Source organism: Enterobacter roggenkampii, from assembly GCF_001729805.1.
Taxonomy (GTDB): Bacteria; Pseudomonadota; Gammaproteobacteria; order Enterobacterales; family Enterobacteriaceae; genus Enterobacter; species Enterobacter roggenkampii.
In genome coordinates this window covers 3,444,469-3,458,027 of sequence record NZ_CP017184.1, presented here as the reverse complement: position 1 = coordinate 3,458,027, position 13,559 = coordinate 3,444,469, and the positions used below count along the sequence as shown (strand labels likewise).

13 protein-coding genes are annotated in these 13,559 nt (G+C 62.2%); 9 read left to right on the top strand and 4 right to left on the bottom strand.

Features of this window, described 5'->3' with window-relative positions:
- Window positions 1-276 precede the first annotated feature (276 nt).
- The 8 genes from iolG to iolB are packed head-to-tail and all read left to right on the top strand — an operon-like array spanning window position 277 to window position 9,661.
- On the top strand, window positions 277-1,263 hold the full coding sequence (iolG, locus tag BFV67_RS16220; RefSeq protein ID WP_023294280.1) for an inositol 2-dehydrogenase: 987 nt from the start codon (window positions 277-279) through the stop codon (window positions 1,261-1,263).
- Between the two features lie 31 nt (window positions 1,264-1,294).
- Window positions 1,295-2,224 carry a sugar ABC transporter substrate-binding protein gene (locus tag BFV67_RS16215; protein WP_008502118.1) on the top strand — a complete coding sequence of 310 codons (930 nt, stop codon included), beginning with the start codon at window positions 1,295-1,297 and terminating at the stop codon, window positions 2,222-2,224.
- Window positions 2,225-2,278: 54 nt separating this feature from the next.
- Complete coding sequence (locus BFV67_RS16210) at window positions 2,279-3,826, top strand: sugar ABC transporter ATP-binding protein (protein ID WP_021241823.1); 1,548 nt, start codon at window positions 2,279-2,281, stop codon at window positions 3,824-3,826.
- 11 nt (window positions 3,827-3,837) lie between these two features.
- Complete coding sequence (locus BFV67_RS16205; RefSeq protein WP_008502116.1) at window positions 3,838-4,866, top strand: ABC transporter permease; 1,029 nt, start codon at window positions 3,838-3,840, stop codon at window positions 4,864-4,866.
- A gap of 8 nt (window positions 4,867-4,874) precedes the next feature.
- Window positions 4,875-6,008: a Gfo/Idh/MocA family protein gene (locus BFV67_RS16200; RefSeq protein ID WP_069598663.1), complete on the top strand. Its 1,134-nt coding sequence runs from the start codon at window positions 4,875-4,877 to the stop codon at window positions 6,006-6,008.
- 12 nt (window positions 6,009-6,020) lie between these two features.
- The gene (locus tag BFV67_RS16195) at window positions 6,021-7,925 is read left to right on the top strand and encodes a bifunctional 5-dehydro-2-deoxygluconokinase/5-dehydro-2-deoxyphosphogluconate aldolase (protein ID WP_069598662.1); all 1,905 of its coding nucleotides are present in this window, start codon (window positions 6,021-6,023) and stop codon (window positions 7,923-7,925) included.
- 11 nt (window positions 7,926-7,936) lie between these two features.
- Window positions 7,937-8,827 carry a myo-inosose-2 dehydratase gene (iolE, locus tag BFV67_RS16190; protein ID WP_069598661.1) on the top strand — a complete coding sequence of 297 codons (891 nt, stop codon included), beginning with the start codon at window positions 7,937-7,939 and terminating at the stop codon, window positions 8,825-8,827.
- Between the two features lie 9 nt (window positions 8,828-8,836).
- Window positions 8,837-9,661 (top strand): 5-deoxy-glucuronate isomerase, encoded by an 825-nt coding sequence (gene iolB, locus BFV67_RS16185; RefSeq protein WP_069598660.1) that lies wholly within the window; start codon window positions 8,837-8,839, stop codon window positions 9,659-9,661.
- Window positions 9,662-9,716: 55 nt separating this feature from the next.
- Here iolB and BFV67_RS16180 read toward each other — a convergent pair whose 3' ends face one another.
- Genes BFV67_RS16180 through BFV67_RS16170 form a run of 3 tightly spaced genes read right to left on the bottom strand, consistent with a single transcriptional unit; the run spans window position 9,717 to window position 12,218 of the window.
- On the bottom strand, window positions 9,717-10,460 hold the full coding sequence (locus BFV67_RS16180) for an alpha/beta fold hydrolase (RefSeq protein WP_069598659.1): 744 nt from the start codon (window positions 10,458-10,460) through the stop codon (window positions 9,717-9,719).
- 11 nt (window positions 10,461-10,471) lie between these two features.
- On the bottom strand, window positions 10,472-10,939 hold the full coding sequence (locus BFV67_RS16175) for a DUF6130 family protein (protein ID WP_023325851.1): 468 nt from the start codon (window positions 10,937-10,939) through the stop codon (window positions 10,472-10,474).
- 49 nt (window positions 10,940-10,988) lie between these two features.
- On the bottom strand, window positions 10,989-12,218 hold the full coding sequence (locus tag BFV67_RS16170; protein ID WP_008501650.1) for an MFS transporter: 1,230 nt from the start codon (window positions 12,216-12,218) through the stop codon (window positions 10,989-10,991).
- Window positions 12,219-12,315: 97 nt separating this feature from the next.
- Here BFV67_RS16170 and BFV67_RS16165 point away from each other — a divergent pair, with 97 nt between their 5' ends.
- Window positions 12,316-13,206 (top strand): LysR family transcriptional regulator, encoded by an 891-nt coding sequence (locus tag BFV67_RS16165; protein ID WP_069598658.1) that lies wholly within the window; start codon window positions 12,316-12,318, stop codon window positions 13,204-13,206.
- Here BFV67_RS16165 and BFV67_RS16160 read toward each other — a convergent pair.
- The gene (locus BFV67_RS16160) at window positions 13,203-13,391 is read right to left on the bottom strand and encodes a YfgG family protein (RefSeq protein ID WP_235610604.1); all 189 of its coding nucleotides are present in this window, start codon (window positions 13,389-13,391) and stop codon (window positions 13,203-13,205) included. The genes BFV67_RS16165 and BFV67_RS16160 overlap by 4 nt on opposite strands.
- Between the last annotated feature and the right edge of the window lie 168 nt (window positions 13,392-13,559).

Here is a 13,559-nt window from a genome sequence, read left to right as displayed (position 1 = left end):
TCATTTTTGTTTTCCCCTCATCCTAACCCTTTCCCTCAGGGAGAGGGGACGGCTCGGTGTGGTTTTTTACTCCCTCTCCCTGAGGGAGAGGGCCGGGGTGAGGGGAGTTGCCGCACGTTCACCTGTGTTGTGAGATTGATAACAAAATTTATCTCATTCATCTCAAAAGTGTTAACCCGCACTCAAAAATATAATTTTCACTATTTATAAAAATGAAATAAATGTTTTATTTATAGAGTCGTTAGTTCACAGCATTCACCAACACCGGGAGCCGTTATGTTTAACATTGCTTTACTGGGCGCTGGCCGAATTGGCCAGGTACATGCAGCTAACATCGCCAGCCACGGCGCGACCACGCTCTGGTCCGTGGTTGACCCGAATCAGGAATTTGCCACCCGCCTCGCCACGCAGTATCAGGCCCGCCAGCAGAGCCTGGATGAAGCGATGACCGACCCTAACGTTCACGCCGTGCTGATCGCCTCCGCCACCGATACCCACGCGGACCTGATTGAAATGGCCGCCCGCCACGGCAAGGCCATCTTCTGCGAAAAGCCGGTCCACCTCGACCTCGCCCGCGTGCGCGACTGCCTGAAGGTGGTCAAAGAGTACGACGTGCCGCTGTTCATCGGCTTTAACCGCCGCTTTGACCCACAGTTCCGCCGCGTGAAAACCGACGCGCAGGCCGGGCGCATCGGCAAGCCGGAATCGCTGCTCATCATCTCCCGCGATCCGTCTCCGCCGCCCGCGGAGTACGTGCGCGTCTCCGGCGGCATGTTCCGCGATATGACCATTCATGACTTTGACATGGCGCGCTTCATCATGGGCGAAGAGCCGGTGTCGGTGTATGCCCAGGGCAGCAACCTGGTGGATCCGGCGATTGGCGAGGCAGGCGACATCGATACCGCGTTTATCGTCCTGAAATACGCTTCCGGCGCGATGGCGACCATCGTCAACAGCCGCCGCTCCTCTTACGGCTACGACCAGCGCCTGGAACTGCACGGCTCCGAAGGGCTGCTGTGCGCGGGCAACATTCTGGAAAACCAGGTGCAGCACTACGGCAAACAGGGCTGCACCAGCGCGCTGCCGGAACACTTCTTCCTGCAGCGCTACAAATCCGCTTACGCCGCGGAATGGGAACACTTTGTTGCGGTCCTGCGCGGCGAAGCGGTGCCTGACTGCAGCGGCGATGATGGTGAACGTGCGCTGTACCTCGCGGATAAAGCGCTGGAGTCACTGCGCAGCCAGCGCGAGATCGTCCTCTAAACACAACCACCCTACACAGAGAGACATAATAATGAAAAAACTGATCGTAGCCGCCCTCATCGCCATGACGTCCGGGGCCGCCCTCGCCGAAAACGAGCAAATTGTGTTCAGTACGCCAAACCTGGCCATGCCGTTTGAAGTTCACATGCAGCGCACGGCGGTAAAAGCCGCAAAAGAGATGGGCGTGAAGCTTCAGGTGCTGGACGGGCAGGGCAGTTCACCGAAGCAGGTGGCTGACCTGGAAAACGCCATCACCCGCGGGGCGCAGGGCTTTATCGTCTCCCCGAACGACGTGAACGCGGTCTCCAGCGCGGTGGATGAAATTCAGGATGCGAAGCTGCCGGTGGTCACCCTTGACCGCTCCGTCGACAGCCAGAAAAAAGTGCCGCACTTTGGCGCCAACAACTACAAGGGCGGCCAGGCGATTGGCGATTTTGTGAAAACCAAATTCCCCGACGGGGCGGAAATCATTCTGCTGACCGGCCAGCCGGGCTCCTCCTCCAACATCGAACGCACCAAAGGGATCCGCGACAGCCTGAAGGCGGGCGGGGATAAGTACAAGATTGTTGCCGATCAGACAGGCAACTGGATGCGTTCTGAAGGGATGCGCATCGTGGAAAGCGTGCTGCCCTCGCTGCCGAAACGCCCGCAGGTGATCCTCTCCGCCAACGACGATATGGCGCTGGGGGCGATCGAAGCCCTGCAGAGCCAGGGCGTGAAGCCGGGCGAAATTCTGGTCACCGGCTTTGACGCGGTACCGGAAGCGCTGGCCCGCGTGCGCGACGGCTGGCTGGCGGTAACGGCGGACCAGCGTCCGGGCTTTGCGGTGCAGACGGCGATGAGCCAGCTGGTGGCCAACGTGCGCGAGAAGAAGGCCATCACCGGGGCCGACTATCCGCCGACGCTGATCACCAAAGAGAACCTGCAGCAGGCTGAGCGTATCGGTGAGGCCGGTAACTGATTTATCCGTAGCCGCCGCTGGCGCGGCGGCTCACTCTAAAGGAGGAGCAGACCGATGTCGCAACCCTTACTGAAAGTGACCGACCTGGCAAAAAGCTTTTCCGGCGTCTGGGCGTTAAGCAGCGCCCAGCTGACCGTCGGCGCGGGGGAGATCCACGCTCTGCTGGGGGAAAACGGGGCGGGTAAATCCACGCTGCTGAAGGCGCTCGCGGGGGCGCAGCCGCAAACCCGCGGGGAGATCTGGTTCAACGGCGAAACGCTGCCGGTGGACGACTCCCCGGTGGAACGGCAGAACAAGGGCATTATCACCATCTATCAGGAATTCAACCTGCTGCCCAACATGACCGTCGCGGAAAACATGTTTCTCGGGCGCGAGCCGCGTAAACGTAACCTGATCGTCGACGAAAAGGCGGTCAATCAGGAGGCGCAGGTCATTCTCGACTATCTGCAGCTGAACGTTGCACCGACCACCCCGGTCGCCCGTCTGAGCGTGGCCCAGCAGCAGATGGTGGAGATCGCCCGGGCGCTGACCCTCAACGCCCGGCTCATCATTATGGACGAACCCTCCGCCGCGCTGAGCGACAGCGAGGTGGAAAGCCTGCACCGCGTGGTGCGCGAGCTTAAAAACCGCGGCGTGAGCATTATCTATGTCACCCACCGCCTGCACGAGGTTTTCCAGCTCTGCGACCGCTTCACCGTTTTCCAGGACGGCCGTTTCACCGGCACCGGCGCGGTGGCTGAAACGAACGTAGAGCAGCTGATCCGCCTGATGGTCGGGCGCGACGTGGCGTTTAACCGCCGTCCCGCCAGCGAAACCCACCATGAGGATAAACCCGTCCGCCTGGCCGTGAAGGGGCTGAGCCGCGAAAAGCCGCCGCTGGATCCGCACGGCATCGCCCTGCACGACATCAGCTTCCACGTCCACGCCGGGGAGGTCTTAGGCATTGCCGGGCTGGTAGGCGCCGGGCGCACCGAAGTGGCCCGCTGCCTGTTTGGCGCAGACGCGTTTACCTCCGGGAGTTTTGAGCTGGACGGAGTACCGTACCAGCCGCGCGACCCGCTCTATGCCCTTGACCAGGGCGTGGCGCTGGTGCCGGAAGATCGCAAAAAAGAGGGGGCGGTGCTGGGGCTGTCGATTCGCGACAACCTGTCGCTCTCCTGCCTCTCCTCGCTGCTGCAGTGGCGCTGGTTCGTGAACACCCGCAAAGAGGACGATCTGATCGAGTCCTACCGCAAGGCGCTGCAGATCAAAATGGTCAACAGCGCGCAGGAGGTGCGCAAGCTCTCCGGCGGTAACCAGCAAAAGGTGATCCTCGCGCGCTGCATGGCGCTCAACCCGCGGGTGCTGATCGTCGATGAGCCGACGCGCGGCATCGACGTGGGGACCAAATCGGAAGTGCACCAGGTGCTGTTTGACATGGCGAAAAAGGGCGTGGCGGTGATCGTGATCTCCTCCGATCTGCCTGAAGTGATGGCGGTGTCAGACCGGATCATCACCCTCAGCGAAGGGCGAGTGACCGGCGAGATCCACGGTGACGACGCTAACGAAGAACGGCTGATGACGATGATGGCCATCAACCACAACGCCCTGAACGCGGCATAACGGAGTTTCTCATGACGCAGATGATTTCTAAAACGCAGGCCCCGGTCAAACGCGCCGGACGCATCGATCCCATCGCCTTCTTCGAGCGCTTCGGGGTGCTGATTTTCATGATCCTGCTGCTGATCTTCTTCCAGTCGCAGAACAGCAACTTTTTCTCTGAACGCAATATTTTCAACATCCTGACCGAAGTCTCCATCTACGGGATCATGGCCGTGGGGATGACCTTCGTCATCCTGACCGCCGGGATTGACCTCTCCGTGGGCTCCATTCTGGCGGTGTGCGCCATGACCGCGGCGTACGTGATTAAGGGCGACAACTTCACCACCGTCGACCCGAACGCCTGGGGCGGCATGAGCTGGCTGATTGGGCTGGGGATTTGTCTGGCGATGGGCACGGCGATTGGCTTCCTGCACGGTCTGGGCGTGACCCGCCTGCGCCTGCCGCCGTTCATCGTCACCCTCGGCGGGATGACCATCTGGCGCGGCCTGACGCTGGTGATCAACGACGGCGCGCCGATCGCCGGTTTCGATCAGGGCTACCGCTGGTGGGGGCGCGGGGAGCTGCTCGGCATCTCCATTCCGATCTGGATCTTCGCCATCGTCGCCCTCGGCGGCTATCTGGCGCTGCATAAAACCCGCTGGGGGCGCTTCGTTTACGCCATCGGCGGCAACCCGGAGGCGGCGCGCCTGGCGGGGGTCAACGTCAAGCGCGTGCTGGTCAGCGTCTACGTGCTGATCGGCTGCCTGGCGGGGCTGGCGGGCTTCATTCTGAGCGCGCGTCTGGGGAGCGCCGAGGCGGTGGCCGGGATCTCCTTTGAGCTGCGCGTCATCGCCTCGGTGGTGATTGGCGGCACCTCGCTGATGGGCGGCTACGGGCGCATCGGCGGCACCATTATCGGCTCCATCATCATGGGGATTCTGATTAACGGCCTGGTGCTGATGAACGTCTCGGCCTACTACCAGCAGATTATCACCGGGCTAATTATCGTTCTGGCGGTGGCGTTTGATACCTACGCCAAGAGCCGTCGCGGCGCACTGTGAGGATAGTGATGAAAGAGGTTCGTATTGGATTGATTGGCACCGGGTATATCGGCAAGGCGCACGCTATCGCCTATGCCCAGGCCCCGACGGTGTTCAACCTGCGCGGCAGGCTGGTGCGCGAGATGGTAGCGGAAGTCACGCCGGAGCTGGCGGCAGCGCGCGCGCAGGCGTTTGGCTTCAACCGCTCCACCGGCGACTGGCGGGCGCTGGTGGCCGACCCGGCGATTGACGTGGTGGATATTTGCTCACCCAACCACCTGCACAAAGAGATGGCGCTGGAGGCGATCCGTCACGGCAAGCACGTCTACTCGGAGAAGCCGCTGGCGCTGAACGCCCACGACGCGCGCGAGATGGTCGACGCCGCGAAGCGGGCCGGGGTGAAAACGCTGGTGGGGTTCAACTACATGAAGAACCCGACGGCGCAGCTGGCGAAGGAGATTATCGCCCGCGGCGAGATTGGCGAGGTGATCCACTTCTACGGCACCCACAACGAAGACTATATGGCCGACCCGCGCTCGCCCATTCACTGGCACTGCTTCAAAGAGACCGCCGGGCTGGGGGCGCTGGGCGACCTGGCGGCGCATATCGTCAACATGGCCCAGTACCTGGTCGGGGAGATCGAGCAGGTCTGCGGTGACCTGAAGATTGTTGTCCCGGCACGTCCGGCGAAGGCCGGGTCGTCAGACATGATTGCCGTCGAAAACGAGGACCAGGCCCACGCGATGGTGCGCTTCGCGGGCGGGGCGCAGGGCGTGATTGAAACCTCCCGCGTCGCCTGCGGCCGCAAGATGGGGCTGTCGTACGTCATTACCGGGACCAAAGGCGCCATCAGCTTTACCCAGGAGCGCATGGCGGAGCTGAAGCTCTATCTGCATGACGATCCGGTAAACCGTCAGGGGTTTCGCACCCTGCTCGTCGGTCCGGCACACCCGGACTACGCCGCGTTCTGCATGGGTGCAGGCCATGGGATTGGCTTTAACGATCAAAAAACGGTGGAGGTGCGCGACCTGGTGGACGGGATTGCCGCCGACGCGCCGATGTGGCCGGACTTCGAAGAGGGCTGGAAGGTGTCGCGCGTGCTGGACGCGATCGCGCTCTCGCACCGTGAAGGCCGCTGGCTGAACGTGAATGACATTGTCTGATGAGGTATCAACGTGGAAAAGCAGTTTGATGTGATATGCATGGGCCGCGTGGCGGTAGACCTCTACAGTCAGCAGATTGGTGCCCGTCTGGAGGATGTGTCGAGCTTCGCCAAATACCTCGGCGGCTCGTCCGGCAACGTGGCGTACGGCACCGCGCGCCAGGGGCTGCGCTCGTCGATGCTGGCGCGCGTCGGCGACGAGCATATGGGCCGCTTCCTGCGCGAAGAGCTCAGCCAGGTGGGCTGCGATACCAGCCATCTGATTACCGATAAAGACCGCCTCACGGCGCTGGTGCTACTCGGCATTAAAGACCGGGACACCTTTCCTCTGATTTTTTATCGCGATAACTGCGCGGATATGGCCATTACGGCCAGCGATGTGGACGAAAGCTACATTGCCTCCGCACGGTGTCTTGCCATCACCGGGACTCACCTTTCTCATCCTCAGACCCGCGAGGCGGTGCTGACGGCGCTGGGCTATGCCCGCCGTCACGGCGTGCGCACGGTGCTGGACATCGACTACCGTCCGGTGCTGTGGGGGCTGACCTCCTTAGGCGACGGCGAAACGCGCTTTATCGCCGCGGATAAGGTCACTCGCGAGCTGCAGGAGGTGCTGCACCTCTTCGACGTCATTGTCGGCACCGAGGAGGAGTTCCATATCGCGGGCGGCAGCACGGAGACCCTGCAGGCGCTGGGGCAGGTGCGTGCGGTGAGCCAGGCCACGCTGGTCTGCAAGCGCGGTGCGCTCGGCTGCTCGGTCTATACCGACGCCATTCCGCCCCGGCTGGACGACGGCCTGACGGTGACCGGCGTGCGCGTGGAGGTGCTGAACGTCCTCGGCGCGGGGGATGCGTTTATGTCCGGCCTGCTGCGCGGCTACCTGAACGACGAGGGCTGGGAGCAGGCGTGTCGCTATGCCAACGCCTGCGGCGCGCTGGTGGTCTCGCGCCACGGCTGCGCCCCGGCGATGCCGAGCAAAATCGAGCTGGATGACTATCTCTCTCGCGCTGCGGATGTGCCGCGCCCGGATCTCGACCCGCGTCTGAACCATCTGCACCGGGTGACCACCCGTCGCCGCGAATGGCCGGAGCTGTGCGTAATGGCGTTCGACCACCGCAGCCAGCTTGAGGATATGGCGCTGCAGTGCGGCGCGTCGCTCAAACGTATTCCGGCGCTCAAGCAGCTGATCCTGCAGGCCAGCCGCGAGGCGGCGAGCCGGGCCGGGCTGGAGGGCAAAGCGGGCCTGCTGTGCGACGGCACCTTTGGACAGGACGCGCTGAACGCCATCACCGGCGAGGGGTGGTGGATTGGTCGCCCCATTGAGCTGCCGGGCTCCCGGCCGCTGGAGATGGAGCACGGCAACATCGGCACCCAGCTTATCAGCTGGCCGCAGGAGCACGTGGTGAAGTGCCTGGTCTTTTTCCATCCGGAAGACGCCCACGGCCTGCGCCTGGAGCAGGAGCAGAAAATCGCCGAGGTGTACCACGCCTGCTGCCGGTCCGGGCACGAGCTGCTGCTGGAGGTGATCCTGCCTGCGACCATGCCGCGCAGCGACGAGCTCTACCTGCGCGCCATCTCCCGCTTCTACAACCTCGGCATTTACCCGGACTGGTGGAAGCTGCCGCCGCTCTCCGCCGACGGCTGGACGGCGCTGAGCGAGATTATCGAACGCCGGGACCCGCACTGCCGCGGGGTGGTGATCCTCGGCCTGGATGCCCCTGCAGAACAGCTGCGCGCCGACTTCAGGGCCGCAGCGGGGCAGCCGCTGGTTAAAGGCTTCGCCGTAGGGCGCACGCTGTTCGGCGATGCCTCCCGCGCGTGGCTGAAGCACGATATTGACGATGCGCAGCTGGTGGCGCGCATCCGGGACAACTACCTGCAGCTTATCGCCTGGTGGCGCGAGCGCGGACACGCATAATGGAGACGACAATGAGTGTACAACTGGGCATTAACCCGCTGACGTGGACGAACGACGATCTGCCTTCTCTGGGCGCAGAGACGCCGCTGGAGACCTGCCTGAGCGAAGGTAAAGAGGCCGGTTTTGCAGGGTTCGAACTGGGCAATAAATTCCCGCGCGAAGCGCGGCTGCTTGGCCCCATCCTGCAGCGCCATGACCTGCAGCTGGTCTCCGGCTGGTACTCCGGCCGACTGCTGGAGCGCAGCGTGGAGGCGGAGATCGCCGCCGTGCAGTCCCACCTGACGCTGCTGCGCGAGCTGGGGGCGAAGGTGCTGGTGTTTGCGGAAGTGAGCGGCTGCATTCACGGCGAGCAGCAGACGCCGGTGCATCTGCGCCCGCGTTTCCCACAGGCACGCTGGAGGGAGTATGGCGAGAAGCTCACGGAATTTGCCCGCTACACCCAGCAGCAGGGGGTGCAGATTGCCTATCACCACCATATGGGGACGGTGATTGAGTCCGCTGACGACGTGGACAACCTGATGACCCATACCGGCGAAGAGGTTGGACTGCTGCTGGACACCGGTCACCTGACCTTTGCCGGGGCCGATCCGCTGGCGGTGGCGCAGCGCTGGGCGTCGCGCATCAACCACGTTCACTGCAAAGACGTGCGCGCCGACGTGCTGGCGGACGTGAAAAACCGTAAAACCAGCTTCCTTGATGCGGTACTGAGCGGCGTGTTTACGGTGCCGGGCGACGGCTGCGTGGATTATCCGCCGATCATGCGGCTGCTGAAGGCGCAGGACTATCACGGCTGGCTGGTGGTGGAGGCGGAGCAGGACCCGGCGGTTGCCCATCCGCTGACCTACGCCCGTCTGGGGTATAACAACCTGAGCCGTCTGGCGCGCGACGCCGGACTGATTTGAGGAGGTGACATGTCACGTCTGTTATCACGCTGGCAACAGCCGAACGCGGAGGGGCGGACCCAGTCCGTCACGCCGGAACGCGCAGGGTGGGGATACGTCGGCTTTGAGGCGTATGAGCTGCAGGAGGGGCAGACGCTGACGCTGCCCGCCGTCAGCGAAGAGCGCTGTCTGGTGCTGGTCGCCGGGCGCGCCTCCATCAGCACGCCTTCCGCGCAGTTTAACGACATCGGCGAGCGGATGAGCCCGTTCGAGCGCATCAAGCCGTGGGCGGTGTACGTTACCCCGCAGGAGACGGTGCAGGTGAAGGCGCTGACGAGGCTCGAGCTGGCGGTCTGCGCCGCCCCCGGCAAGGGCACGTATCCGACGCGGCTGATTGCGCCGCAGGATATCGACGCTGAGGCGCGCGGCAAGGGCCACAACCAGCGCTACGTGCACAACATTCTGCCGGAAGATAAGCCCGCCGACAGCCTGCTGGTGGTGGAGGTCTGGACCAACGAGGGCTGTACCAGCTCGTACCCGAGCCACAAGCACGACACGGATAACCCGCCCCGGGAGACTTACCTGGAGGAGACCTACTACCATCGCCTCAACCCGGAGCAGGGGTTCTGCGTGCAGCGGGTTTACACCGACGACAGAGCGCTGGATGAGTGCATGGCGGTCTATAACCGTGACGTGGTCATGGTGCCGAAGGGATACCACCCGGTGGCGACGATGGCCGGGTATGACAGCTATTATCTCAACGTGATGGCCGGGCCGGTGCGCAAGTGGATGTTCACCTGGGAAGAGGACCACGCGTGGATTAATCGGGATTATCCCGCGGATGGCGGGCGCTGAGGCTATTTTTTTGCCGGGTGGCGCTGCGCTTACCCGGCCTACAATTCGCAAAAAATTACTTTGCTTCAATCGCCTGCTCAATCGTCCGGGCGATAGCCTCCGGCTGGCTCACCATCGACACGTGGCTCGCGGAGACCTCGGTGGTTTTCGCATGGATCGTCTTCGCCATCGCACGTTCAAGATCGGGGTTGATCATTCGGTCATTTTTGCTGACCACAAACCAGCTCGGCTTAACATGCCACGCCGCGTGGGTCACCTTTTCACCAAACGCATCGGCCTTAATTGGCCCCTGCGTGGCCGCGATTGCAGTTTGTTCCTCGGGCTTCACGTCCGGCGCGAAATCCTTCCTGACGGCGTCCGTTGGCAGATATAAATAGCCGTCCGCCGTTTTGGCGATGCCCGCGCTGCCCGGCGGCGGCGGGTAGCTTCCCGCGAGGTCCGCCGTTGACTGGCCGGCATCCGGCGCGAACGCCGCCACATACACCAGCGATTTCACCCGCGCATCGTTGCCCGCTTCGCTAATCACGGTGCCGCCCCAGGAGTGACCCACCAGCACGACATCCCCCTGGGCGCGGGCGATGGCCCGCTTTGTGGCCGCAACGTCATCGTTAAGCGACGTGAGCGGCAGCTGGACGGCAATGACCTCTGCGTGCTGTTTCTGCAACAGGGTAATCACCTTATTCCAGCTGCTGCCGTCGGCAAACGCGCCGTGCACCAGCACGACGCTGGTTTTGCTCTGTGCAAAGGCGCTGGCGGAAAGCCCCAGCAGGCCTGCCGTCAGTACAGTCAGTGCTTTCATCTTCAGACTCCTTAAAAATGGTGGACCGCCGCGTGGGGCGGAACGGTGAATTCAATGGTTTTGTGGTCGAGCGGCTTGTGCGTCGGGTCGGCCAGAATAATCGTCACCTTGTGTTTACCGGCGGGGAGTCCCACCAGAATCACCGGCTCTCCGCTGGCGTCAGCCCAGTGCCACGGCGCGCCGTCCACCACCACGTGAATGTGCCCGATGCGCGGGGTGACCTTGAGCGCTTCAGGTCCGAATACCGGCTCGATGCGCAGGTTTTCGGCTCGGTACTGGATAAACACCGCGCCTTTACTCAGCGGCCCGGAAAGCGGCGGATCGACGATCAGTTTTGCCGGCGGTTGCGGCTGCGCCAGCGGGGCAACGGCGGCGGGGCCGTTAACGTCCGCGGCGCTCAGGTTGTCCAGCGGCGTGGCCTGGGCATGTGTTACAGAGGCCAGGACGAGCAGGGGTAAAATTGCGTAACGACGAATCATGGTTCTCTCCTCATCGGTTCTGAATGACGACAGGGAAAGAAAACCATTTTTATGTATCGGAGATATTTGCCGGAGGGGGCGTTTTGTACCCGTTTGTCAGCGCGTCGCGCGGGATACAGTGCGATACAGTTTGCCTCCCGGGACGGCGCACGATCGCTATCGCCAGCCCGGCAATCACCAGCGTTAACCCCGTCGACACTCCCATTGCACCCGCGATCCCCAGCGTTTTGTTCAGCCACGCATAGGCAAACGGTGCGGCTGCGGCCATCAGCTGGCCCGGGATAAGCAGCATGCCCGTGCGGCGGGCATAGCTTTCCGCGCTAAACAGCTCCAGTGGCAGCGTGGCTTTTACTATGGTGACCAGTCCGTTGATGGCGCCGTAGCCCAGCACAAACCCGGCCGCGCACCAGACAAACAGGGCGCTGCTTATTCCCACAAGAAAACACAGCGGCATAGCAAGAGCGGTAAAGAGCGTAAGTTTGAAGGGGGTTAAGCGGCCACCTGCCAGCACCTCCAGCGAGCGCGCGCCCGTCTGGCCGATCCCCCACAGCATGCCAATGGCGACCGGCAGGCCAAAGTGGGCAATAAACTCCGGCAGATGGGTGGAGGTGCCGTTAGAGACAAAGGTGATAAGGGCGATGAAGGCCGCATAAAGCCAGGCGTTACGCCGCTCGTTGCGCAGGGGCGGCGCGATGGCCTTCGTGTTTTCCGTCAGCCGCTGCCGGGGAAGCGTGCGGATCAGCACTGCGCTCAGCAGGCCAAGCAGGGCATAAATGCGTAACGCGTCCTGCCAGCTCATGATGTGAAGCAGGCCATCGCCCAGCGGCCAGAAGACGGCGGAGGCCAGCCCGCCCGCCAGCGTGACGCGTGAGATCGTTCTTCGCGCCTGCTGCCCGTAGAGGTTGACCAGCGCGGCGAACAGCGCATCGTACAGCGACAGGCGCATCCCAGTGCCGGCGACAATCCAGGCGCCGTACCAGCCATAAAGCGTCCGGGTATACGCCATTTCTGCGCAGCTTGCGGCGATCAGCAGCGTCCCGACCATCACCACTTTTTGACCGCCAAAGCGTGCCAGCAGGCGGGCGACAAAAGGAGATACCGCCGCCATCACCAGCATCGCCAGCGTCAGGCCGAGGTAAATCTGCGGTGACGACCATCCCCGGTCGGCTGAAATGGCCCGCGCAAAGGTGCCGGGCATATAAAATGAAATCCCCCAGTTGATGAGTTGATTACACCCGGCGGTGAGGGCGAGGCGACGAGGAAGGGCAGAGGTTTCCATGAGTTTTCATTCCGTTATGCAGTTGTCCTGAGCATAACGGGCGCGGTATTGTGCTGGCAGGGCTGCAACCTTATGCACGGTATAAGAGAAACTTTGAATGACGACGCTTAATCTGGGCTATCTCGCCACCTTCCGCCTGGTTCACCAGCGCGGCAGCTTTTCAGCGGCAGCGGACGTTCTGGGCCTCTCCCAGCCCGCCGTCAGCCTGCAAATACGCCAGCTGGAGCAGTTTCTGCAAACGCGGCTGGTGGAGCGTACCGGGCGAGGGATTAAGGCGACGGCTGCCGGAGAAACCTTGCTGGCGCACGGGGAGCGTATTCAGCAGGTGGTGGATGACGCCATCCGGGCCGTGAATGCGTTTAGCCACGACGTGAGCGGCACCATTACCCTTGGCACGGGGGCGACGGCCTGCATTCATCTTCTGCCGCCGCTGCTGGAGCAGCTACGCCGCGACTATCCGCTCCTGAGCGTGGGAGTCACGACGGGCAACACCCTCGACATCGTCAGGGCCATTGAAGAGAACCGTCTCGATATGGGGCTGGTGACCCTGCCGGTCAGCGGCAGAGCGCTGGACGTCATGCCGGTGATGGACGAAGAGTTTGTCTTTATCGCCTCAAGGGAGCAGCAGGACGCTTTCAGGGAGTTAACCCCGGAGGCGCTCCATGCCCAGCCGCTGATCGCCTTTGAGACAGGCAGCGGGACCCGGGCGCTGATCGATGGCTGGTTTGCCGCCCATGGGGTAGCGATGGCGCCGGTGATGCAGCTTGGCAGCATCGAGGCGATCAAACGCATGGTTCGCGCGGGGCTGGGCTACAGCATCGTGCCGCGAATGGCGGTAGAACAGGATGACGATCGCGAGGGGCTATGCGTGATGTCGCTGACGCCCATGCTGCAGCGGCAGCTGGCGGTGGTAATGCGGCAGGATAAAATCCTCAGCAAAGGGATCGCGGCCCTTATTCGGCTCGTACAACATCCTTCGGGGGGTTAGCGGTCAGCGGTGTCGACGGTCAGGCTGGATTGCGGTGACTGGGTTTTGTCCTGATGGTGGTACCAGGCGCCAATCGAAGAGTAAACGAAGCGGCCAAAGAAAAACAGGAAACTGATAAGCAGTATGATGCGGGTCATTCGGGTGTTAAATCGATGTCGTTTGCGCATACGCGTGACCTGACTCACTCTGTTTTTCCTGGATAAGCCCTCCCGGGCGATAAGGATATTAAGGCACAGCGGGAAGATGGGGTCAATTCTGTGATGTGTAAATAACCGTCAACGTTTGCATTAACTATTGTTATTGAAATTAATAATTGCATTTACCATATTGATAATATGAAGAAAATTATTTCA

What these genes read in the sequence shown, in the direction of transcription:
- iolB (WP_069598660.1), top strand. Translation starts at nt 8,837, where the DNA reads ATGTCACGTCTGTTATCACGCTGGCAACAGCCGAACGCGGAGGGGCGG.
- BFV67_RS16180 (WP_069598659.1), bottom strand. Translation starts at nt 10,460, where the DNA reads ATGAAAGCACTGACTGTACTGACGGCAGGCCTGCTGGGGCTTTCCGCC.
- BFV67_RS16170 (WP_008501650.1), bottom strand. Translation starts at nt 12,218, where the DNA reads ATGGAAACCTCTGCCCTTCCTCGTCGCCTCGCCCTCACCGCCGGGTGT.
- BFV67_RS16205 (WP_008502116.1), top strand. Translation starts at nt 3,838, where the DNA reads ATGACGCAGATGATTTCTAAAACGCAGGCCCCGGTCAAACGCGCCGGA.
- iolG (WP_023294280.1), top strand. Translation starts at nt 277, where the DNA reads ATGTTTAACATTGCTTTACTGGGCGCTGGCCGAATTGGCCAGGTACAT.
- iolE (WP_069598661.1), top strand. Translation starts at nt 7,937, where the DNA reads ATGAGTGTACAACTGGGCATTAACCCGCTGACGTGGACGAACGACGAT.
- BFV67_RS16215 (WP_008502118.1), top strand. Translation starts at nt 1,295, where the DNA reads ATGAAAAAACTGATCGTAGCCGCCCTCATCGCCATGACGTCCGGGGCC.
- BFV67_RS16200 (WP_069598663.1), top strand. Translation starts at nt 4,875, where the DNA reads ATGAAAGAGGTTCGTATTGGATTGATTGGCACCGGGTATATCGGCAAG.
- BFV67_RS16210 (WP_021241823.1), top strand. Translation starts at nt 2,279, where the DNA reads ATGTCGCAACCCTTACTGAAAGTGACCGACCTGGCAAAAAGCTTTTCC.
- BFV67_RS16165 (WP_069598658.1), top strand. Translation starts at nt 12,316, where the DNA reads ATGACGACGCTTAATCTGGGCTATCTCGCCACCTTCCGCCTGGTTCAC.
- BFV67_RS16175 (WP_023325851.1), bottom strand. Translation starts at nt 10,939, where the DNA reads ATGATTCGTCGTTACGCAATTTTACCCCTGCTCGTCCTGGCCTCTGTA.